The 20,670-nt window shown below is 70.2% G+C and carries 18 protein-coding genes and 1 rRNA gene; 11 read left to right on the forward strand and 8 right to left on the reverse strand.

All coding sequences use genetic code 11. The features are described from left to right. Positions 1–91: ribosomal RNA gene (gene rrf, locus ACIBKY_RS48995) — 5S ribosomal RNA — on the forward strand; the annotation flags it as partial. Positions 92–476: 385 nt separating this feature from the next. On the opposite strand, the gene ACIBKY_RS49000 is transcribed toward rrf, so the two are convergent. After that, entirely contained in the window at positions 477–887 is a 411-nt protein-coding gene (locus tag ACIBKY_RS49000; protein WP_397108497.1) for a hypothetical protein, read from the reverse strand. Positions 888–922: 35 nt separating this feature from the next. After that, positions 923–1,786 carry an SAM-dependent methyltransferase gene (locus ACIBKY_RS49005; protein WP_397108499.1) on the reverse strand — a complete coding sequence of 288 codons (864 nt, stop codon included), beginning with the start codon at positions 1,784–1,786 and terminating at the stop codon, positions 923–925. Between the two features lie 1,340 nt (positions 1,787–3,126). Between ACIBKY_RS49005 and ACIBKY_RS49010 the strand changes: the two genes are divergently transcribed. Then, positions 3,127–4,230, forward strand: coding sequence for a hypothetical protein (locus ACIBKY_RS49010; protein WP_397108501.1), 1,104 nt, complete (start codon positions 3,127–3,129; stop codon positions 4,228–4,230). 57 nt (positions 4,231–4,287) lie between these two features. Here the strand turns inward: ACIBKY_RS49010 and ACIBKY_RS49015 are convergent, their stop codons facing one another. Further along, a complete protein-coding gene (locus ACIBKY_RS49015) occupies positions 4,288–5,214 on the reverse strand; it encodes an MBL fold metallo-hydrolase (RefSeq protein WP_397108503.1) in 927 nt (308 codons plus the stop codon). Positions 5,215–5,326: 112 nt separating this feature from the next. Here ACIBKY_RS49015 and ACIBKY_RS49020 point away from each other — a divergent pair, with 112 nt between their 5' ends. Then, positions 5,327–5,665, forward strand: a complete 339-nt coding sequence (locus ACIBKY_RS49020) for a single-stranded DNA-binding protein (protein ID WP_397108505.1) — start codon at positions 5,327–5,329, stop codon at positions 5,663–5,665. Between the two features lie 15 nt (positions 5,666–5,680). Here ACIBKY_RS49020 and ACIBKY_RS49025 read toward each other — a convergent pair whose 3' ends face one another. Then, on the reverse strand, positions 5,681–7,771 hold the full coding sequence (locus ACIBKY_RS49025; protein WP_397108507.1) for a DUF1015 family protein: 2,091 nt from the start codon (positions 7,769–7,771) through the stop codon (positions 5,681–5,683). A 155-nt stretch (positions 7,772–7,926) separates the two neighbouring features. Here ACIBKY_RS49025 and ACIBKY_RS49030 point away from each other — a divergent pair, with 155 nt between their 5' ends. Further along, the gene (locus tag ACIBKY_RS49030) at positions 7,927–8,349 is read left to right on the forward strand and encodes a tetratricopeptide repeat protein (protein ID WP_379617555.1); all 423 of its coding nucleotides are present in this window, start codon (positions 7,927–7,929) and stop codon (positions 8,347–8,349) included. Positions 8,350–8,783: 434 nt separating this feature from the next. Then, the gene (locus ACIBKY_RS49035; RefSeq protein ID WP_397108715.1) at positions 8,784–9,749 is read left to right on the forward strand and encodes an HAD-IIA family hydrolase; all 966 of its coding nucleotides are present in this window, start codon (positions 8,784–8,786) and stop codon (positions 9,747–9,749) included. A 108-nt stretch (positions 9,750–9,857) separates the two neighbouring features. Here ACIBKY_RS49035 and ACIBKY_RS49040 read toward each other — a convergent pair whose 3' ends face one another. Next, on the reverse strand, positions 9,858–11,030 hold the full coding sequence (locus ACIBKY_RS49040; RefSeq protein ID WP_397108509.1) for an ROK family protein: 1,173 nt from the start codon (positions 11,028–11,030) through the stop codon (positions 9,858–9,860). A 143-nt stretch (positions 11,031–11,173) separates the two neighbouring features. Between ACIBKY_RS49040 and ACIBKY_RS49045 the strand changes: the two genes are divergently transcribed. From ACIBKY_RS49045 to ACIBKY_RS49070, 6 genes are read left to right on the forward strand one after another with little or no spacing between them, the layout of a single operon-like run. Next, a complete protein-coding gene (locus ACIBKY_RS49045; protein WP_397108511.1) occupies positions 11,174–12,421 on the forward strand; it encodes a Gfo/Idh/MocA family protein in 1,248 nt (415 codons plus the stop codon). Continuing rightward, positions 12,418–14,037, forward strand: a complete 1,620-nt coding sequence (locus ACIBKY_RS49050) for a beta-N-acetylhexosaminidase (protein WP_397108513.1) — start codon at positions 12,418–12,420, stop codon at positions 14,035–14,037. Before ACIBKY_RS49045 ends, ACIBKY_RS49050 begins: the two co-directional genes overlap by 4 nt. Positions 14,038–14,063: 26 nt before the next feature. Beyond that, positions 14,064–15,308, forward strand: a complete 1,245-nt coding sequence (locus ACIBKY_RS49055; RefSeq protein WP_397108515.1) for an ABC transporter substrate-binding protein — start codon at positions 14,064–14,066, stop codon at positions 15,306–15,308. Beyond that, positions 15,305–16,180, forward strand: coding sequence for a carbohydrate ABC transporter permease (locus tag ACIBKY_RS49060; RefSeq protein WP_397108517.1), 876 nt, complete (start codon positions 15,305–15,307; stop codon positions 16,178–16,180). The genes ACIBKY_RS49055 and ACIBKY_RS49060 overlap by 4 nt, the downstream gene beginning before the upstream one ends. Continuing rightward, positions 16,173–16,982: a carbohydrate ABC transporter permease gene (locus ACIBKY_RS49065; RefSeq protein ID WP_397108519.1), complete on the forward strand. Its 810-nt coding sequence runs from the start codon at positions 16,173–16,175 to the stop codon at positions 16,980–16,982. The genes ACIBKY_RS49060 and ACIBKY_RS49065 overlap by 8 nt, the downstream gene beginning before the upstream one ends. A gap of 6 nt (positions 16,983–16,988) precedes the next feature. Then, complete coding sequence (locus ACIBKY_RS49070) at positions 16,989–18,680, forward strand: bifunctional metallophosphatase/5'-nucleotidase (protein ID WP_397108521.1); 1,692 nt, start codon at positions 16,989–16,991, stop codon at positions 18,678–18,680. On the opposite strand, the gene ACIBKY_RS49075 is transcribed toward ACIBKY_RS49070, so the two are convergent. The 3 genes from ACIBKY_RS49075 to ACIBKY_RS49085 are packed head-to-tail and all read right to left on the reverse strand — an operon-like array spanning position 18,677 to position 20,588. After that, complete coding sequence (locus ACIBKY_RS49075; RefSeq protein ID WP_397108717.1) at positions 18,677–19,450, reverse strand: ABC transporter permease; 774 nt, start codon at positions 19,448–19,450, stop codon at positions 18,677–18,679. The genes ACIBKY_RS49070 and ACIBKY_RS49075 overlap by 4 nt on opposite strands. Then, complete coding sequence (locus tag ACIBKY_RS49080) at positions 19,450–20,202, reverse strand: ABC transporter ATP-binding protein (RefSeq protein WP_397108523.1); 753 nt, start codon at positions 20,200–20,202, stop codon at positions 19,450–19,452. The genes ACIBKY_RS49075 and ACIBKY_RS49080 overlap by 1 nt, the downstream gene beginning before the upstream one ends. Positions 20,203–20,240: 38 nt before the next feature. Continuing rightward, positions 20,241–20,588 (reverse strand): SCP2 sterol-binding domain-containing protein, encoded by a 348-nt coding sequence (locus ACIBKY_RS49085; protein WP_397108525.1) that lies wholly within the window; start codon positions 20,586–20,588, stop codon positions 20,241–20,243. Positions 20,589–20,670 lie beyond the last annotated feature (82 nt).

Here is a 20,670-nt window from a genome sequence, read left to right on the forward strand (position 1 = left end):
ACCCGGTTACATTCCGAACCCGGAAGTTAAGCTTCCCAGCGCCGATGGTACTGCACTCGGGAGGGTGTGGGAGAGTAGGTCACCGCCGCACAAAAACATGCAGGAGAAGGGGCCCGACCAATCCGGTCGGGCCCCTTCTTCGCGTTCTTCGCGTTCCGAGGGGCTGTCCCACCGTTGTGGGATAGCCCCTTTTTTGCGTTGCGGGCTCACCTGCGCGAGCCTGCCCCCCTCACGTGTGCGCCTCCACCACACGAACCCGGGCGGCCGGGGCTCACACCACCCCGCCCTCCCCACGCTTGTCCAGCGCCGGGACGGCGAGAACCCCGCGGGCGTGTTCGGCGCAACGCGTGTGGCGGCCCAGGGTTTCTGGCGCCTCGGGGCTCCTCGTGTGTTGGCGCGTGGTTGGCGAACTGACCGCGGCGCAGGCGGTGGTGGGCATACACGGTGCCGTCTACGGAGTGGCTTTGTGTGGGTGGTTAGCCGGTGGCGTTGCGGGGGGCGGCTATTAGGCCGTAGATGATTACTACGCATAGAGCGATGCTGATGATGGACCAGACCGGGTAGGCGGGGACGAAGGCGAACTGGCCGATCATGGCCAGGGCGGCGAGGATGACGCCGACTGCGCGGGCCCAGACTTGGCCTGCCATGATGCCGGCGCCGGCGGCGATCTGCAGGATGCCGACCGCGAGCCAGATCCAGCCCCAGGTGGTGTAGTCGAAGACGAGTAGGCGGCCGGCCGGGGTGATGAAGTAGTCGTTGCGGAACAGGGCGATCAGGCCTTCGATGGCGTTGAAGACGCCCAGCACGACGCCGAGCATCCCGGCGAAGGTCAGCCAGCCGGATTCCGGGCGGAAGGCCGGGCCGTGGTGCGTGGATGCAGTTGCCATGTCTGGATATATCCCCTGACGTGGGGAGATCTGGTTTATGGGTTGAGCAAAGGTATGGCTGGGCGGAGGATGAAGACGCCCCAGCCGAGGTACTGCCGGCCGTACTCGAGATGGGAAGTGCGGCATTGGCGGAGGAAGTCGCGCATCGCGGGGGCCTCCGGGTCGTCGGGGTTGTCGCGGAGCCAGTCGCTGATCGTCCACCATTGGGAGGCGGTGTAGCGGTCCCAGCTGTCGGGGTTGGCCAGGATCATGTCGAGGAGCTCGAAGCCGGATCGCTCGATGCGTTCGGCGGTCGCGGCCAGTGAGAGGCAGGGGTGGTTGGCGATGCCCAGCGCGGTGGCGGCTTCCGGGGGCGGAGTGGTGTTCCAGAAGATCTCGCCTACCAGGATCAGCCCGCCAGGGCGCAACAGCGGGCGCATGAGGTCCAAGGTGCCGGTGAGGCCGTTGCCGATCCAGGTGGCGCCTATGCAGGAGACGATGTCGTATGCGCTGGGTTCGGCCTTTTCTTGGGCGTAGGTGGCGGCTTCCGAGTGGATGAATTGGACGCGGTCGGTGACGTTGAGCTCATTCGCGCGTTCGCGGGCGGCGGTGAGGAAGACCTCGCTGAGGTCGACGCCGGTGCCATGGACGCCGTAGCGGCTGGACCACCGGTTGAGCAGTTCGCCTTTGCCGCAGGCGAGGTCGAGGTGCCGGGTCCCTGGGCTGGGGTGACAGATTTCGCCGAGGAGATCGAGTTTGTCTTCGGTGAAAGGGTTGAGGATGCGGTGGCGGGCTTCGGCTATCTCGTACGGGCGTAGCGACATGCCGTCATCCTGGTGGAGCCGGGCTTCGGGGGCGACCGAATATTGGCCCGGGTCGGTGAACTGCTGGAGCTTGCTAGGCTGGAGGAGCCGGGCCACCCCACCACGGGTGGCCTTCTTCGCGTAAGACCCGCGGTGCGGGCAGCCACAGTGGACCGTTGGGTGAGACACGGGTCCGCGGAGTGAGCCAACGAAATGGACCAGAAGTGAACAGAGATAGCGGATCGGACGGCGGACAGAGCGGGCGTGGCGACAGCCCCCGCGACGGAGACAAGCGCCCAGACGACAACAGAGGCGGGTACGGCTCCCGCGACTCGCGCGGAAACCAGGGCGACCGTCCGTTCCGTTCCGACGATCGGGGACGGGAGGGTCGCCGGGAAGGCGGCTACGACCGTGGCCCCCGTCGGGATGACCGCGGGCCGCGAGGAGAAGGCGGTTACGACCGCGGGCCCCGTCGCGAGGGCGGTTACGACCGCGGGCCTCGCCGTGAGGGTGGTTATGACCGCGGGCCTCGCCGTGAGGGTGGTTACGATCGTGGTCCTCGTCGTGAGGGCGGATTCGATCGTGGTCCGCGGCGGGATGATGACCGCGGTCCGCGACGAGAAGGCGGCTACGACCGTGGCCCGCGTCGTGAGGGCGATGCTCCGCGGCGGGCGTTCCCGGACCGGGATGAGCGCGGGTTCGCCGAGCGTCCGGACTTCGGGAGCGGCGGGCGGCGCGACGGTGGTTTCGACCGCGGTCCGCGCCGGGATGATCGTGGTCCTCGTCGGGACGACCGTGGTCCGCAGCGTGAAGGTGGTTACGACCGGGGTCCTCGTCGTGAGGGGGACTCCGATCGTGGTCCTCGTCGTGAGGGCGGGTATGACCGTGGGCCGCGTCGTGAGGGTGGCTACGATCGTGGTCCGCGTCGGGATGATCGTGGTCCGCAGCGTGAGGGTGGTTACGACCGGGGTCCTCGTCGTGAGGGGGACTCCGATCGTGGTCCTCGTCGTGAAGGTGGGTATGACCGTGGGCCGCGCCGTGAGGGTGGTTACGGTGGTCCGCGCCGGGATGATCGTGGTCCGCGCGATGACCGGGGCGGGTTCGACCGTGGGCCGCGCCGTGAAGGCGGCTACGACCGTGGTCCTCGTCGCGAGGGCGGATATGACCGTGGTCCCCGTCGCGAGGGTGGCTACGATCGCGGGCCGCGTCGTGAGGGCGGGTTCGACCGGGGACCTCGCCGCGACGATGATCGTGGTCCGCGTCGTGAGGGGGGCTACCGGGATGACCGGGGGCCCCGCCGTACCGACGGATTCCGTGACGAGCGGGACTCGCGCGGCGAGGAGCGGCGTGACTCCGACAGCGGCCGGCCGTTCTCGCGCGAGGGCGACAGTGGGTCGCGGGCGCGTTTCGGCAAGCCCGAGCGGGAGGAGACGCGCGAGCGCGAGCCGCTGCCCGAGATGCCGGCGGACATCACCGCGGACGAGCTCGACCAGGAGGTACGCGACGAGCTGCGCGCCTTGCCCGGCGATCTCGCGGATCTGGTGGCCAGGCATCTGGTCGCGGCCGAGCGGGCGCTTGGTGAGGATGATCCGGATCAGGCCTACGAGCACACCAAGGTCGGGCGGCGGTTCGCGGCCCGGATCGGGGTGGTGCGGGAGGCCGCGGGGATCGTGGCCTACCGGGCCGGGCATTTCGCCGAGGCGCTCAGCGATCTGCGGGCGGCGCGGCGGCTGACCGGGTCGGACGCGTACCTGCCGGTCATGGCGGACTGCGAGCGCGGGCTCGGACGGCCTGAGCGGGCGCTTGACCTGGTGCGTTCGCCGGAAGCGGAGCGGCTTGACCGCGCCGGGCGGATCGAACTGGCGATCGTGGAGTCCGGGGCCCGCCGGGACCTGGGGCAGCACGACGCCGCGGTCATCACGCTGCAGCGGCTTCCCGAACTGCGTGACCCGCAGACCCGTCCCTGGTCGGCGCGGCTGGCGTTCGCCTACGCGGACGCACTGGCCGAGGCCGGGCATGGCGAGGCGGCTACGGACTGGTTCGCGCGGGCCATGTCCTTCGACGAGGACGGCGAGACGGATGCGGCCGAGCGCTACGCGGAGCTGACCGGGGCGGTCATCGAGGACCTTGAGGAGGACGACGAGGACCTCGACGCCGACGCCGAGACCGATGTCGAGGCCGAGGAGGTGTCCGACTCGGCGGCGTTCGCGGAGGCGGGTGACCTGCTGGGCGGCGACGAGCCGGAGGCCGACGAGTCCGTGGCTGTGGATGCGCCCGCGCCGGAGGAGGCCGAGGTCCACGAGCCCGCCGACGCTGTCGAGGAGGCCGAGGTCGACGAGCCCGCCGACGTTGTCGAGGAGAAGTCCGTGGCTGACGACGCCACGGACCTGGCCGAGGCCGAGACGGTGACGGAGCCGCCGGCCGAAGCGGAGCCTGAGGCCGGCAAGGCGGACGATGAGGCCCCGGCCGCGGCCGGTATCACGCCCGCGTTCATCGAGCCGGACTTCGGTGACATCCTCGACGAGGCGCCTGAGCCCAAGGACGGCAAGACCGAGTCCTGACCTGCGTCGCCGCCCGCCGTACCGTGGAATCTTCTGGGGTACGGCGGGCGGCGCCGTTTACGGTGAGACGCGGTCGAGCCAGTGGAGGATGCCGGCGACGTTGGAGGCCGCGCCGCTGAGCAGTTCGAACTGCTCGGCGGTCTCGTCGTCGGTCTTGAGTGCGAGATAGCGCTCCTTGGTGCGTTCGTGGACCATGGCGACGGCGTGGTCCAGGTCCATCCCCTCGGAACGGGCCTGGCGCGTCATGTCCACCCAGACACGTAGTTCTTCCGCGGACCTCTCCAGGGTCTCCTGAACCGCCTCCACCGGTCCGTAGTGGCTGAACAGCAGCCGTTGTGGCCCCAACGCCTCGAACAGCGCGATCGAGTTGAGCGCCGTTTCGAGGTCGAAGTCGGGCGGCGGGGTGGCGGGGCGGAGGTCGCCGGTCTCGGGGAGGTAGACCCCGGCCGCGTCGCCGACATAGAGGTCGCCGGTGCCCGAATCGACCAGTCCGACATGGTGTTTGGCGTGGCCCGGGGAGTAGTGGCTGCTGAGTGTGCGGCCGTTGCCCAGGTCGATGGCGCCGGTGTCGCCGAGGGCGACGATGCGTTCGGCCTCGGTGGGGGTGAGTTCCCCGAACAGCGTGTCCAGCCGATCGCCCCACACCATCCGGGCACTGGCCATCAACCTCGACGGATCGGCCAGATGCCGCGCACCCTTCTCGTGCACCACGATCTGCGCGGACGGGAAGTACTTCGCCATGTCCCCCACTCCGCCCGCGTGGTCGAGGTGGATATGGGTGACGACGACCGTCGCGAGGTCCTGAGGCCCCACACCGAGCGAGGCCAGCGCGTCACGCATGACCGGCGCGGAGGTCGAGGTGCCCGTTTCGACCAGGCATGGCCGGTCACCCAGGATCAGATAGCCTGCGGTGATCCCGGAGTATCCGGCCATCTTCGTGTCGATTTCGTACACGTCGCCGCCAAGGGCGGTGATGTTGTCCACAAGCACTCCCGAGTCGTTCACCACAATCCCCAGAACGGCGTTCGAGCCGATCCGGCCATGCCCACATCGTAAAGAGTGATCTCGGCCAGTTCACCGACGAGGGAGGCCCGAGATGGACCACAACGACGTCCAGCTGACCGGCAAGCTGTCCGGCGCGCCGGAGCACAGGGAGATGCCGAGCGGCGACACGCAGACGGCGTGGCGCCTGGTCGTCCGCCGCCCACAGCCTCGGCCGCGCGCGGTCGTCGACACGATCCGGTGTGTGACGTACGACCCCGATATCACCGCGTTCGTCGAGGGCCTCGCGTCCGGCGACCGCATGGAGATCAGCGGCGCCATCCGCTGCCGCATCTACGGTCCGTCGCAGGCCAAGGTCTGGCGCTACGAAGTCGAGGTGGCCACGGCCACCCGGGCAGTCGTCCCCGAGTCCGAGGCGGTGGCCGCGTGCTGAGCCGCCCCGGCCGGATCAGTCGGCGTCCAGCGTGCGCAGCACCAGTCCCGTGCGCGGCTTCGGCCCGAACGACGTGGACTTGCGCGGCACCCGCTCACCCTCGGCCGCCACCGCGAGCACGTCGTCGACGGCCAGCGCGTTGAGGATCACCGCCGTGCCACCAGTGGTGGCGGCCAGATCCGCCGCGGCCTGCGCGTCGTGGTGCACGATCCGGACGTCGACCTCGTCGTCCCGCATCCCCCACACCCTGGGCATGACGAACTCCGTCAGGACGGAGGTGTTCAACGCGTTCCACCGCGCCGAGCGGTCAGCCGGCATGGCACGGGCGAACTGCACCGGATCCGGGTCGGTCAGCAGATGGCCGCCGCCCTCTCCGGCCAGCAGGAACGCCGGCTCATGTGCCTCCCGCAGCGCCGCCAGCCCGGAGGGCAGGTCCGCGAAGTCCTGGACTCGCCAGGCGCCCTTGGCGCGGGCGGCCGCCTCTTCGAGGGGCAGTCCGGGGATGACGCGATGGATCGCCTTGAGGTCCGGCGGGTAGGCGTCGGAGTCGACGAGCAGGGCCAGCCCGAAGTCCCACGGGCCGGACGCTTGGTTCTGCGTGCCGGACATGTGGTCGGCCTGGGCCGGGCTGGTCGCCGGTGCGGGCCCGTTCGTGCCGTCGGCCGATGGCCCGGGCCCGTTCGTGCCGTCGGTCGATGGCCCGGGCCTGTTCGTGACGTCGGCAGGGTCGGTCGATGGCCCGGGTCTGTTCGTGGCGTCGGCTGGGCTCGGGGCCGGGGTTGGGATGGCCGCTGCGTGCGGGCCTGTTGGTGCGGGGGTTGTGGGGGTGGTCGTACGGCGGGCGTGTTCGTGGCGTTGGAGTTCGCGGTAGGTGGCGTAGCGGTGGTGGCCGTCGGCGATGAGGGCCTGACGGTGGCGGAGGTCGGCGTTCACGGCGTCGATCTCGGCCCGGTCGGTGATGGCCCAGAGGCTGTGCCGTACGCCGTCGGTGGTTTGGGCGGTCACCAGGGGCCGGCGGGTGGTGGCGACCTCGTCGACCAGGCGGCTCGCCCTGCCCTGCCTGGCTGCCGAGCCGGACGTTCCGCTGCCTCGGTATCCGGCCGTCGGAGTGTCCTTGGGGTCTGCGTGTGTGCTGGGGGCGGTGGTGGGGTCGTTGCCGTTGTAGAGGAGGAGAATGGGTTCGAGGTTGGCCTGGGTGGTGCTCATGAGGGCCAGGCGGTCGGCTACGGGGCCGGGCATGACGTTCTCGTGGGGAAGGATGACGCGCTGCTCCGGGGCGGCCAGGCCGACGTCGCCGATCAGGCCGCGCTGCAGCATGCCCGGGGCTTGTTGCTCGTAGACGTACAGGGCCGGGCGGTCGTCACGGACCAGGACGCCGTCCGCCAGCCAGGCGCGCAGGGCCTCTCGGGCCGCGCCGTATCGGCGGGCGGAGGATGACGTGCGGTCTTGGGTCTCGGCCTGCGGGCGGGCCGTGGCGTGCTCGGCTGCCGGTGTGGCCTGCCGTGGGGCGTGGCTGGGCTCGTCGTCGGTGGCCTCGCGGGCCTCCTGGCCTGTGCCCGATGCCTGGTCCGCCTCGTGGGGGTTGTGCGGTGTCCCGGGGTGTGGGCGGTGCGTGGGAGCTTGCCCGACGTCGTCGAGGCGTGCGGAGACCGTGGGTCCATCGACGGTGGAGGCGGACAGGGAGGCTTGGGCCGCGCTGTGCTGCCCCGTCGTGTCCGTGGGCTGTGGGCGGCTGTTGTCGGCGGCGCGCTGGCCTGTGGTGTCCATGGGCTGCGCGCTTTCGGCGTCCGTGTTGTGTGGGTTGACGGAGGGCGGCTGGGGTGGGGCTTGGGGGGCGGAGGTGTGGGTCGGGGGGTGGGGCGCGCTCTTAGGGAGGGTGGCCGGGTCGCTGGAGGACTCGCCGGGTTCTTGGGGGATGGGGGTGGTGACCTGTGGTGAGGAGGCCAGGTGGGCAGGGGCGCGGGGAAGGATGAGGCGGACGACATTGTTGGGATGAGAGTCCAGGAGAGCTTGGACGTCGTCGTCCGAGATCAGGTCATAGGGCGGGGAGGTGACCGCCCCGGGATCGTCCACGGAGAAGCGGACACCGCGGAAGGGGCGCAGCATTAGCCCATCTGGCACCGGTAGTTCAGGAGTCCCCATACCGGGCATGCTCCCATAGAGGTCCGAGTCTTCCCCGGGTTGCCCCCATATCCCGGCGATGCCCGTTCTCTCCGGGAATCGCGCGGAACTGCCGTCGTTCGATGAAGGAGCCCTCACGCATGATCCAAGGCAGAAACGTCCCCGATGATTCCCCCGGAGCACCTTCGGGTGAGGTTTATGACTGGTACCAGCGTGGGGTGAAGCTTCTTCAGGAGGGCAGCCCGGCCGCTGCCGCGTCGCTTCTGGAACGTGCGGTGGCGGCTGAGCCGGAGTCGCGCAGCATTCGGGAGGCGTTGGCCCGGGCACAGTTCAACTCGCGGCAGTATGTGCAGGCTGCGGATACGTTTCGGTGGATTGTGGATGCGAATCCTGCGGAGGACTACGCCTATTTCGGGCTTGGGTTGTCGTTGTGGCGTACCGGGGATATGGAAGCGGCTCAGGAGCCGCTGGCTATCGCTGTGGCCATGCGGCCGGATGAGCGTAACTATGTGACGGCTTTGAGGAATGTGCGGGCGACTTTGCGGGCTCGGCGGGCCATGTGAGGGGCTCGGTGGCGTCCCGGTTCTCTGGGTGGCTTGGCCCGGGGAGCTGGGCGTTGCGTGGGTGCTTGATGCGCGCTTGTCCTGGGCGGCTGCCGATCCTCTGACGGTTGGGACTGCTGCCGAGGGGCCGGTGGGGTTCTGTGTGAAGGGGTTCTTGGAATCTGCGCCTCTGGGCTTGGTGCGTGCGGGATCTTTCAGTGCCGGTTGTCACTGCTCTCTTGGGTTCTCGGCATGGGCTGCGGGACTTCGGGTGGGTTCTCGGCATGGGCTGCGGGAATTGGGTTTCGGCTCTTGGGCATTGGCCCTTGGGCTTGTTCTTGGGTTTCGGCGTCGTTGGGGCTTTCCTGTGTGCGGCCGGACGGCTGGTTGCGGGTGGGTGAAGGCGCGGGGGCTAGAGTCGCTGGCGGTGTTGGTCGCGGGTTAGGGGAGATGTGGTGCTGGTCGATGGGTACGACACCTTGCTGCTTGACCTTGACGGGGTTGTCTATCTGGGGGATCAGGCCGTGCCTGGGGCGGCTGAGTCGCTGGTGGCGGCCAAAGGGCGAGGGGTCCGGCTGGCTTATGTGACGAACAACGCTTCGCGTACTCCCGCTGCCATCGCGGGGCATCTTCGGGAACTGGGGGTGCCTGCGGAGCGGGAGGACGTGGTCACTTCGGCGCAGGCGGCGGCCCGGTTGATCGCTGAGCGGTTCGAGCCCGGGGCGCGGGTGCTGGTGGTGGGTGGGACGGGGTTGCGGCTGGCCGTACGGGATCAGGGGCTTCGGGTGGTGACGACCGCGATGGACCAGCCTGTGGCGGTGGTGCAGGGGATCGCGGCCGGGTTGTCGTACGGGCTGCTGGCTGAGGGGGCTCTGGCGGTTCGGCAGGGGGCGCTGTTCGTGGCGTCCAACGGGGACGGCACGATGCCTTCCGGGCGTGGCGAACTGCCGGGAAACGGGGCCATGGTGCGGGTGATCGCCTCGGCGACCGGGGTGGAGCCTGTCTATGCGGGTAAGCCGGCGCCGCCGTTGCATCGGGAGTCGATGTTGCGAACGGGGGCCGAGCGGCCGCTCGTGGTGGGGGATCGGCTGGACACCGACATCGAGGGGGCCGGCAATGCGGGGGTCGACAGCCTCCTGGTGCTGACGGGGGTGGCGGGTCCGCTCGATCTGCTGACGGCCGCGCCTGAGCACCGGCCCACCTATGTCGCGGAGGATCTGCGGGCTTTGGGTGAGGACTATCCCGGGGTACGGCGGGGCTGGCGGGCCACGTGGGTCGAGGGGAGCCTCCGCCTGGAGGGTGACGGGACCTGGATCGACGGGCTCCGGACGGCCTGCGAGGCGGCTTGGGCGGCGGCCGGGGCGGGGCGCGTGGACGAGGACAGCGTGAAACCGGTGCTGGAACGGCTCCAGGCCGGCTGACATGGGGACGCGGCGCGGGCCCGGCCGCCCGGGGGCTGCTGGGCGGCCGGGCCGCGGCGGTGTGACGCCCACAGGCGGGGCGCCGGGGTGCGGGTGGGTGTTGGGGTGTTACGCGGGGGTGGGGCGTTGGGGGGCGGTGGGGTGGGTGAGGGCGCCCTCGGGGGAGAAGAACAGGTGGTCGATGTGGTCCAAGGCCAGGCAGGCCGCGCCCAGGACCACGCATTCCTCGCCCAGCGTAGAAGGCCGGATCTCCGGTACGCGCAGGCAGTGCGGGGCCAGGGCCTGGCGTAGCGGGGCGAGCAGGACGTCGGCTGAGCGGGAGAAGCCGCCACCCAGGACCACGACCTCGGGGTCGAGGGTGAGGACCATGGCCGCGGTGCCCAGGGCCAGGTCCCGCGCGTAGGCCTCGACGGCGGCGCGGGCGGCGGGGTCGCCGGTGCGGGCGGCGCCGAAGACGAGGGCGGCGGCGTCCTCCGCGGGCGCGCCGGCGGCGGCGGGGCAGGATTCCAGGTGGTCGGTCATGGTACGCCAGCCGGTGATCTCCATCAGCCCCACCTCGCCGGTGGCGCCGCTGAAGCCGTGGTAGGGGCGCCCGTTGAGGATCAGGGCGGCGCCGGGGCGGCGGCCGGCGTGGAGGTAGACGAGGTCGCGTACGCCCGCGGCGACGCCGAGGCGTTGTTCGGCGAGGGCGGCGAGCTTGCTGTCGTTCTCGATGGTGATGGGGCAGGGCAGGCGGGCGCCGAGGTGGCCGATGAGGTCGGTGCCGGCCCAGTCGGGCAGCGCTTGGACGCGGGTGATGACGCCTTCGCGATCGACGACGCCCACGGTGCCGGCGGCCACGCCCCACATCTGGGCGGGGGTGAGGTCGGCGGCGATCAGGGCGGCGTCCATGGCTCTGTTCATGGCGTCGAGGCGCTGCGGGCGCGGCGTGCCGGGGCTGACGGAGGTGCGGCCGCTGGCGATGGCCCTGCCGTTGAGGTCGGTGATGGTGGCCAGGACCTTGTGCACGCCGATGTCGATGCCGAGGACGTGTCCGGCGTCGGCGCGGAAGCGGTAGCGGCGGGCGGGCCGGCCCATGCCGCCGGGGGAGGGTTCGACCTCGGCGATCCAGCCGCGTTCCTGCAGGTCGGTGACGACGTCGACGATGGAGCCGCGCGAGAGCCCGGTGTGGGCGGCGAGTTCGGTGAGGGTGAGCGGCCGGCGCGCGTCGCGCAGGGCGCGGATGCTGCTGAGCGAGTTCAGCTGCCGCAACCGCTGTAGGTCCCCACCGCTGACGTGCACGCCTGGACTCCTCCTTTTTGATGGAAACCTCATTATGTACGGCAAGCGACGTCTCCGCCACCTTGAAACCTGGGGCTTGACCACGGCCGGTCATCCATGAATATTTATGGACTCCCACATAAGTCGCGGAGTGAAACACATCGATGACCGTAACCATCGCGATCGCCGGCGCCGGAGCGCGCGGGCAGATCTACGCCAGGGCGGCGGCCGCCTCCGGCCGTGCCAGGGTCGTGGCCGTGGCCGATCCCGATCCGGGGCGCCGCGCGGCCGTGGCCCGCGAGCACGGGCTGCCCGAGGAGGCCTGCTTCCCCGGCTGGGAGGAACTGGCCGCGGTACCGAAGCTGGCCGACGCCGTGGTCATCGCCACCCAGGACCACCAGCACGCCGGCCCCGCCGTCGCCTTCGCCGCGCTCGGCTACGACATGCTGCTGGAAAAGCCCCTGGCTCCGACGGAGAAGGAGGCCCGCCGGATCGTCGAGGCGGTCGAGCGGGCCGGTGTCGTGTTCGCCGTGGGCCACGTGCTGCGCTACACGGCGTATACGAGAGAGCTGAAGCGTGTCCTGGCCTCCGGCGTGCTCGGCGAGATCGCCAGCGTGCAGCACCTGGAGCCGGTGGGGTGGTGGCACCAGGCGCACTCGTTCGTGCGCGGGGCGTGGCGCAACGTGGCCGGATCCGGCCCGATGCTGCTCACCAAGTCGTGCCACGACCTCGACTGGCTGCTGCACGTCGTCGAGGACGAGCCCGCGAGGGTGGCCTCCTTCGGCTCGCTGATCCACTTCCGCCCCGGGAACCGGCCGGCCGGCGCCGCCGACCGCTGCGTGTCGTGCCCGCTGGAGATCGAATCGGCCTGCCCGTACTCGGCGAAGCGGTTCTACCTGGAGATGATCGGGGACCCGCACAAGGAGTTCTGGCCGCTCGGCGCGGTGACGGCGGACGCCAGCGTGGCCGGCGTCACGCGGGCCCTGGAGACGGGGCCGTACGGTCGCTGCGTCTACGCGGCCGACAACGACGTGGTCGACCAGCAGGTCGTGATCGTGGAGTTCGCGCGCGGGACGACGGTCTCGTTCACCATGACCGCCTTCACCCCGCTCGAACACCGCAAGACCAGGATCTTCGGCTCGCACGGTTACGCCGAGGGCGACGGCGTGTCGATCAGGGTCGTCGACTTCCGCACCGGTGAGGAGCACACCGTGGAGGCCACGGGCGGCGGAGCCTCGCTGGCCGACGGGCACGGCGGCGGGGACGGCGGCCTGGTGGAGGCGTTCGTGGAGGCCGTGGCCACCCGGGACCAGAGCGGGCTCGGCGGCGACGCCACCGACGCGCTCGCCGGGCACCTGCTGGTGTGGGCGGCGGAACGGGCCCGCGAAACCGGAACGGTGGTGACGCTGTGACCAGTGCCGTGCCGCTTGTTCCCGCACCCGTCGCCGCCGTCCCCGGGCAGGGCGCCTTCAGCCTGGGCCCCGCCACCACGCTCACCGCCGACCCCGCCCTGGCCCGCGCCGCCGCCTGGCTGCGCGGAGCGCTCGGCCCCGCGACCGGCTTACCCCTGCCGGAGGGCCCCGGCGGCATCGAGATGCGCCACGTGGGCGACATGGCGGAGGAGGAGTACCGCCTCACCGCCACCCCCGGCCGCGTCCTGATCGAGGCCGCCACCGCACCCGGCGCCTTCTACGGCGCCCAGACCCTGCGCCAGCTCCTCGGCCCGGCCGCCTTCCGCGCCGGCCGTACCGCGCGAGGGCCGTGGCAGGTGCCCGCCGTCACGATCGAGGACCGTCCCCGGTACGGCTGGCGCGGCTGCCTGATCGACGTGGCCAGGCACTTCCTGCCCAAGCACGACCTGCTGCGCTACATCGACCTGCTGGCCGCCCACAAGCTGAACGTCCTGCACCTGCACCTGACCGACGACCAGGGCTGGCGGCTGCAGATCAGGAAGTACCCGAAGCTCACCGAGATCGGCGCCTGGCGCCACGAGTCCCCGCTCGGCGCGAAAAGGCACCGCAGATGGGACGGCCGCCCGCACGGCGGCTTCTACACCCAGGACGACATCCGGGAGATCGTCTCCTACGCGGCCGACCGTTTCGTCACCGTGGTGCCGGAGATCGACCTGCCCGGCCACACGCAGGCCGCCATCGCCGCCTACCCCGAGCTCGGCAACCTGGACACGAGCCTGCCGGTACGCACCGAGTGGGGCGTCGGCGAGAACGTGCTCAACGTCGCCGACGCCACCATCGCCTTCTTCAAGGACGTCCTGGACGAGGTGCTGGAGCTCTTCCCCGGACCGTACGTGTGCGTGGGCGGCGACGAGGTGCCCAAGGGCCAGTGGAACGAGAGCGTCCCCGCCAAGGAACGCATCCGCGAGCTGGACCTGCGCGACGCCGAGGCACTGCAGAGCTGGTTCGTGCGCCACTTCACCGACTACCTCATCGCCCGCGGACGCAAGCCCGTCGGCTGGGACGAGCTGCTGGCGGGCGGGCTGCCGCCCGGTCTGACGGTCGCCGCCTGGCGCGGGCAGGCGTGCGCGGCGATGGCCGCGCGGGCCGGCCACGACGTGGTGGTCTCGCCGTTCGCCGAGACCTACCTGGACTTCCGGCAGGCCGAGGGCGAACAGGAGCCGGTCGCGATCGGCAGCGTGACCGGGCTGCGCGCCGTGCACGGGTTCGACCCGGTGCCGGCCGGGCTCTCGGCGGCCGAACGCGAGCGGGTGCTGGGCGCGCAGGCGGCGCTGTGGACCGAGCACATCGACTCGCCCCGGCTGCTGGACTACATGGCCTTCCCCCGCCTGGCCGCGTTCGCGGAGGCGGTATGGAACGACGGGCGCGACTTCGAGGACTTCCTCGGCCGCCTCGCCGTACACGAAAGGCGGCTGGACGCGCTGGGCGTGGAGTATCGCCCGGCCGGCGGGCCGCACCCCTGGCAACGGCGTCCCGACGCGCCGGGCCACCCACGGACCCGGGCGGAGATCGACGCAGAGCTCGCCGCCTGGACGGCCAACCTTCGATGGCCGTAGCCACACCCCCTGTTTGGAGAACGACCATGCGTAAGCGCCTGCCCATCGCCGGGCTGCTCGGACTGGCCCTGTTAGCTTCCGGCTGCGGCTCCAGCGAGCCCGAGAAGCCCGGAAAAATCGAGATCAGTTATGCGCTGTGGGAGAAGAACGACGCCCCCGCCGCCCAGAAGATCATCGACGCCTTCCAGAAGGCCAACCCCGGCGTCACGGTCAAGCTGGAGATCACCCCCTGGGACCAGTACTGGACCAAGCTCCAGACCGCCGCGGCCGGCGGATCGGCGCCCGACGTGTTCTGGATGAGCAGCCTCAACGTCCGCATGTACGCCAAGGGCGGCGTCATCGCCCCGGCCGACGAGAGCAAGACGACCGGCTTCACCCCGGCCACCGTCGCCGGATACCGCTATGACGGCAAGGTGTGGGCGCTGCCGTTCAGTGTGAGCCTGCCCGCGCTCTGGTACGACAAGAAGATCTTCGACGCCGCCGGGATGAAGTACCCGACCGCCGACTGGACCTGGGACGACGTCAGGGCCGCCGCCAAGAAGCTGACCGACCCGGCCAAGAAGCAGTGGGGCATCATGACCCCGATGTGGGACCAGGGCGGGTTCTACAACACGATGATCCAGGCCGGTGGGCGCGTGCTGTCGGCCGACGGCAAGAAGTCCGGCTTCGACGAGGCCGGCTCCATCCAGGGCCTGGAGTTCTGGACCGACCTGATGAACAAGGACAAGGTCGCGCCGCAGGCCCAGGTCTACAACGACACCGAGCCGCTGCAGCTGTTCCAGACGGGCAAGATCGGCATGCAGTACGGCGGGTCCTGGTTCGCCGCCACCTACGCCGCCAACCCCGAGGTGAAGTCCCGCGTCGACCTGGTCCCGCTGCCCAAGGGCCCGGCCCAGGAAGGCATGATCGTGGCCTCGCTGGCCAACGCGGTCTCGGCCAAGACCGAGCACCCGAAGGAGGCCACCGCCTTCGCCGCGTTCTTCGCCTCGGAGGAGGGCCAGAAGATCTTCAGTGACGCGGGCGGCGCCTCGATCTCGGCCCGCGAGGGCACCCAGGACGGCTTCTACAAGGCCTACCCCGACTTCGACCTGAAGGGGCTGTTCGAGGGCTCGATGCCGCACGGCGTGGAGTATCCCGTGACGCTCGACACCGCGAAGTGGCAGGACGTGCAGAACAAGCTGCTGGTCGACGCCTGGACGGGCAAGCGGCCGACGGCCGAGGTGGCCAAGGAGATCGCGGTCAAGATGAACGAGATCCTGGCCAAGGAATGAAAGGCAGAGAACGGCTCTGGGGTTACGCGCTGATCGCCCCGATGGCCCTGGGCCTGGCCGTGTTCTACGTCTGGCCGATCGCGCAGACGCTCTACCTCAGCTTCACCGAGTCCGGCGTGTTCGGCGGGCAGACCTGGGTCGGCCTGGACAACTTCACCGCGCTGGCCGCCGACGAGGAGATGACGGGGGCGCTGGGCAACACACTGCTGTACGCGGTGCTGGTGCTGGCGGGCGTGCCGCTGTCGATCGTGGTCGCGGCGCTGCTCAACGTACGCGGGCTGCGCGGGCTGGGCTTCTACCGGACGGTCTACTTCCTGCCGGTGGTCACCATGCCCGCGGCCGTGGGCCTGACCTGGCGTTACCTGTACAACGGCGACTTCGGGCCGATCAACCAGCTCCTCGCGGTGGTGGGGATCGACGGCCCGTACTGGGTGGCCGACCCCGACGCGGCGATCTACGCCCTCGCCCTCGTCGGCATCTGGAGCTCCATCGGGTACAACGCGGTGCTGTTCCTGGCCGGGCTCCAGGGCATCCCCCGCCACTACTACGAGGCGGCCGAGATCGACGGGGCCGGGCGGCTGCGCCAGTTCTTCCGCATCACGCTGCCGCTGCTCACCCCGACCACCTTCTTCGTCCTCGTCATCACGCTGATCAACGCGCTGCAGGTCTTCGACCTCGTCTACCTCATGATCGACCTCAAGAGCCCGGCGCTGCCCGGCGCCCGCACGATCGTCTACTTCTTCTTCGAGCAGGGCTTCGTGCAGAACCAGCGCGGCTACGCCGCCGCCATCGCCGTCGTCCTGCTCGGCCTGATCCTCGTGCTCACCGCGATCCAGTTCAGGCTGCAGAAGAGATGGGTGCACTATGCGTAGGACCTGGCCCGCGCACGTGACCCTGATCGCCGGGGCGCTGGTCATGCTGGCGCCCTTCGTGTGGCAGCTCATCGTCTCCCTGCAGACGCTCAGCGACTCGCTGCGGGTGCCGCCGGTGTTCGTGCCGTCGTGGCGGTGGGAGAACTTCGCCGACGTGTTCAAGACGGTGCCGCTCGGGCGGCAGTTCCTCAACACCGTCGTGGTCACCGCCGCGGTCACGGCCGGGCAGCTGCTGTTGTGCTCGCTGGCCGCCTTCGCCTTCGCGCGGCTGCGCTTCCCGGGCCGGGGCGTCATCTTCATGGTGTTCCTGGCCGTGCTGATGGTGCCGCAGGAACTGTTCCTGCTGCCCCGCTACGAGATCATGCTGGGTCTCGGCTGGCTCAACACGCTGCAGGCGCTCATCGCGCCCGGCGTGTTCGGCGCCTTCGGGACGTTCCTGCTGCGGCAGTTCTTCCTCACGCTGCCCAACGAGCTCGACGAGGCCGCCCGCCTCGACGGCGCCAGCCCGCTGCAGATCTACTGGCACGTCATGCTCCCGCTGGTCAGGCCGGGGCTGCTGGCGCTCGGGCTGCTCAGCGTCATGTGGTCGTGGAGCAGCCTGCTGTGGCCCCTCGTCGTCAACACCGACCCCGAGCAGATGACGCTGGCCGCCGGGCTGGCCTCGCTGCGCGGCCAGTTCCAGACCAACTTCCCGATCCTGTTCGCCGGATCGATCGTCGCCTCGCTGCCGGTCATCGTGCTCTTCGTGATCATGCAGCGGCAGCTCATCGCCGGAATCGCATTCACCGGAACGAAGGGTTAGATCCCCATGCGTTTACCCCTGCTGATAGGCGCGGCCGCCCTCGTGGCGCTCACCGCACAGCCCGCCTCGGCCGCCGGGCGCCAGCCCGTCGACGTGCAACTGCTGTCCATCACCGACTTCCACGGCTACATCACCCCGCAGAGCAACGCCGCCGACGGCACGATCAAGGACGGCGCCGGCAACACGCTGGTGGTGGGCGGCGCGCCGTACGTCTCGACCCACCTGAAGAATCTGCGGAACGGCAAGCGCAACACCGTCACCTTCACCACGGGGGACGACTTCAGCGGCTGGCCCGTGGAGGTCTCCCACCACGCCGACGAGCCGACCGTCGAGTTCCTGAACCGGATCGGCGTGCAGTTCACCGCGGCGGGCAACCACGAGTTCGACCGGTCGCTGGAGTTCACCCGCGACCACATGGGCAAGGGCAGGTGCTTCGGCGAGGTCGGCCTGGACAGCTGCTTCACCGACTCCTCCGGCAGGCGCTTCCCCGGCGCCCGCTTCGAGATCTCCTCGGCCAACATGACCCGCAAGGGCAGCACCCGGCCGGTGCTGCAGCCGTTCGTGATCAAGCGCTTCCAGGGCGTGCCGGTGGGCTTCATCAACCTCACCACGCCCACGACGGTCGCCGGCTCGACCTCCTACCAGCCCACGCTGGACAATTTGCCGCTGGTGGAGACGGCCAACAAGTACGCCGCGATCCTCAAGCGGATGGGCGTGGAGGCCATCGTCGCCAACGTGCACGAAGGCGGCGCCGCCGGCCAGGACTTCAACGGCTGCGGGGCGACCAAGAGCGGCCCGATCTGGGACTTCGCCCGCGACGCCTCGCCCGACATCGACGCGATCGTCACCGGCCACTGGCACTGGTTCTTCAACTGCTCGCTGCCCGACCCGGCGGGCAACCTCCGCCCGGTCGTGGAGGCGGCCAACCACGGCCGGCTCATCAACGAGATCAATCTGAAGATCGACCGCCGCACTCGCGACGTGATCAGGCCGGCCACGACCGCGCGCAACCACCCCGTCACCCGCGACGTGCCCGCCGACCCCGAGATGGTCGCGATGGTCGACTATTGGAACGCCAAGGCCAAGGAGACCGGCGCCCGCCAGATCGGCACGCTGACCGGTGACGTGACCAGGGTGCGTGACGCCGACGGCGAGAGCACGCTGGGCAACCTCGTGGCCGACGCGGGCAAGGCCGCCTCCGACGGCGCCGACCTGGCGATGGTCGCGGTGGCGCCGGTGAAGGGCTCGAACTCGCTGCGCGGCGACCTCAAGGCGGGCCCCGTCACCTTCGCCCAGGCGTGGGCGGCGTGGGGCTACGCCAACCCGGTGCTGACCGTCTCGGTGAAGGGCGCCCAGGTCGACCAGGCGCTGGAGCAGCAGTGGCAGACGCAGCCCAACGGGACGGTCCGGTTCGCCCCGCTGGCCGTATCAGGAAATGTCCGCTTCTCGTATGACGTGAGCAAGCCGGTCGGCGAGCGCGTCGAGAACGTGCTCATCGACGGCAAGCCGCTCGACGCCGCCCGCACCTACCGGCTGGCCGCCCTGGCCTACACGCTGATCGGCGCCGACGGCTACAGCGCCTTCACCGGCTACACCGACGCCGTGCGCGGGCCGCGCGACTACGAGGCCCTGCGCTCCTACCTCGGCACGGGCCCGCTGAACCCGCCCGCCCTGGACCGAGCTCAGCCGCTCCTCTAGGCGACGCGTTCGCTGGTCTGGCGTCCGAACTGCCACGCTCCCACCACGAGCAGCAGCGCGGACGCCAGCACCAGCGCCCCCATCGCCACCGGCAGCCCGGCGCTCCAGCCGTCCAGCATCAGCAGCCGCATCGCCTCGATCGCGTACGTGAGCGGGTTGGCCTTGGCCACGACCTGCATCCAGGCGGGCATCGCGGTCAGCGGCACGAAGGCGTTGGACATGAACAGCAGCGGCAGCGACGCGAACCCGGTGACTGCGAAGAACGTGCCGTGCGAGGGGACCGCGCAGGCCAGCGCCATGGCCGCGGCCGTCATCGCCAGCGTCAGCAGCGCCGCGGTGAGCAGGATCGCCAGCACGCCGGGCAGGCCGGTGGCGGGCCGTACCCCGAGCAGGAGCGCGACGAGCAGGATGACCAGCACCTGCGCCGAGTTCATGCCCATCTGGAAGACGAAGCGCGAGACGATCAGCGAGCTGCGCCTGATCGGCATGCTCATCAGCTTGTCGAGGTAACCGGTCTCCTTGTCGAACAGCAGCGGCATCGCCGCGCTCACCCCGTTGCCGACGACGGTGAAGGCGATGATGCCGGGCACCGCGAAGGCGAGGTAGTCGGTGGTGCCCACGACCTCGGCGTTCATGGCGCCGCCCAGCGAGCCGGCGAAGAACACCAGCCACACCGCCGGCTGGAGCACGCTGAACAGCAGGTTCAGCCGCTCGCGCAGGGTCATCAGCAGCCAGCGCCGCGACAGCGCGAGCACCTCCTGGGCCCACATCACGCGGCCTCCTCACGCAGCGCGTGGCCGGTGTGGCGCAGGAAGACCTCGTCCAGGCTGCCGGCGCCGATCTCCGCCTTGAGCCCGGCCGGGGTGCCCGAGACGACCTCGCGGCCGTGGTCGACGATGGTCAGCCGGTCGCACAGGCGCTCGGCCTCGTCCATGTAGTTGGTGGCCAGCAGGACGGTCATGCCCTCCTGGCAGAGCTGCCTGATGTGGTCCCAGACGTGGTGGCGCGACTGCACGTCCAGGCCCAGCGTCGGCTCGTCGAGGATCAGCAGCTCGGGCCGGTGCAGCAGGCCGCAGGCCAGCTCCAGCCGCTTCTGCATGCCGCCCGAGTACGCCTGCACCAGGCGGTCGGCGTGGGCGCTCAGGCCCACGAGCTCCAGGACCTCCGCCGCCCTGGCCTTCACCCGCTTCCTGGGCACGTGGTAGAGGGCCGCCTCGATCTCGGTCTTCTCCCGGCCGGTGAGCATGTAATAGCCCATCGGGGAGACCTGCTGCATGACGTAGCCGATGCGCAGGCGTACCTCGCCGGCCGCGCGTACCACGTCGAAGCCGCACACCCGCGCCGTGCCCGAGCTCGGCGGGAGCAGGGTGGCCAGCATTCTGATGGTCGTGGTCTTGCCGGCGCCGTTGGGACCCAGGAGGCCGACGACCTCGCCGGCGCCGGCCGTGAGGGTCAGCTCGTCAACCGCGGTGCTCTGCCCGAAGCGGCGGCCGAGCCGCTCCGCGTCGATGATCATTCCCATGGACGCACCCCAAGTACTTAACGGATGCGTTAAGCATATCAGAGCAACTTCCGCAGCCGCAGAAGGTCGCCGAAGCTGGCATCCACCTTGACCCTGCCGCCCAGCAGCGCCCTGGCCAGGTCGAGCTCGCCGTCGACCAGCGCGATCAGGTCGTCGCTCGTGATGGTCAGCTTCACGTCCGCCTCCTTGCCGCCGGCCGGAGGCTCCTGCGTGAACGGGTCCAGGCCGTCGTGGCTGAGCCGGCCGTAGAAGACGACGTCGAGGTCGGAGACACGGCAGCTGACCGTCCGCTCGACGACGTGCTTGGCGCGGTCCTCGTCGCTGATCTCATCGAAATTGGCGACAAGCTTGGCCAGGGCGGCCCGGCACTCCTCGACGCTTGCCATGGATGCGCTTCCTTTCTCCCCACTGACACGGACCGTAGCGTTCCATACGACTGCATAACGTGTGACACGCCTGCCGAGGTGC

The sequence above is a fragment of the Nonomuraea sp. NPDC050394 genome, from assembly GCF_044459065.1.
Classification (GTDB): Bacteria; Actinomycetota; Actinomycetes; order Streptosporangiales; family Streptosporangiaceae; genus Nonomuraea.

What these genes read in the sequence shown, in the direction of transcription:
- ACIBKY_RS49000 (WP_397108497.1), bottom strand. Translation starts at nt 887, where the DNA reads ATGGCAACTGCATCCACGCACCACGGCCCGGCCTTCCGCCCGGAATCC.
- ACIBKY_RS49010 (WP_397108501.1), top strand. Translation starts at nt 3,127, where the DNA reads ATGCCGGCGGACATCACCGCGGACGAGCTCGACCAGGAGGTACGCGAC.
- ACIBKY_RS49020 (WP_397108505.1), top strand. Translation starts at nt 5,327, where the DNA reads ATGGACCACAACGACGTCCAGCTGACCGGCAAGCTGTCCGGCGCGCCG.
- ACIBKY_RS49025 (WP_397108507.1), bottom strand. Translation starts at nt 7,771, where the DNA reads ATGCTGCGCCCCTTCCGCGGTGTCCGCTTCTCCGTGGACGATCCCGGG.
- ACIBKY_RS49030 (WP_379617555.1), top strand. Translation starts at nt 7,927, where the DNA reads ATGATCCAAGGCAGAAACGTCCCCGATGATTCCCCCGGAGCACCTTCG.
- ACIBKY_RS49045 (WP_397108511.1), top strand. Translation starts at nt 11,174, where the DNA reads ATGACCGTAACCATCGCGATCGCCGGCGCCGGAGCGCGCGGGCAGATC.
- ACIBKY_RS49055 (WP_397108515.1), top strand. Translation starts at nt 14,064, where the DNA reads ATGCGTAAGCGCCTGCCCATCGCCGGGCTGCTCGGACTGGCCCTGTTA.
- ACIBKY_RS49060 (WP_397108517.1), top strand. Translation starts at nt 15,305, where the DNA reads ATGAAAGGCAGAGAACGGCTCTGGGGTTACGCGCTGATCGCCCCGATG.
- ACIBKY_RS49065 (WP_397108519.1), top strand. Translation starts at nt 16,173, where the DNA reads ATGCGTAGGACCTGGCCCGCGCACGTGACCCTGATCGCCGGGGCGCTG.
- ACIBKY_RS49070 (WP_397108521.1), top strand. Translation starts at nt 16,989, where the DNA reads ATGCGTTTACCCCTGCTGATAGGCGCGGCCGCCCTCGTGGCGCTCACC.
- ACIBKY_RS49075 (WP_397108717.1), bottom strand. Translation starts at nt 19,450, where the DNA reads ATGTGGGCCCAGGAGGTGCTCGCGCTGTCGCGGCGCTGGCTGCTGATG.
- ACIBKY_RS49080 (WP_397108523.1), bottom strand. Translation starts at nt 20,202, where the DNA reads ATGGGAATGATCATCGACGCGGAGCGGCTCGGCCGCCGCTTCGGGCAG.
- ACIBKY_RS49085 (WP_397108525.1), bottom strand. Translation starts at nt 20,588, where the DNA reads ATGGCAAGCGTCGAGGAGTGCCGGGCCGCCCTGGCCAAGCTTGTCGCC.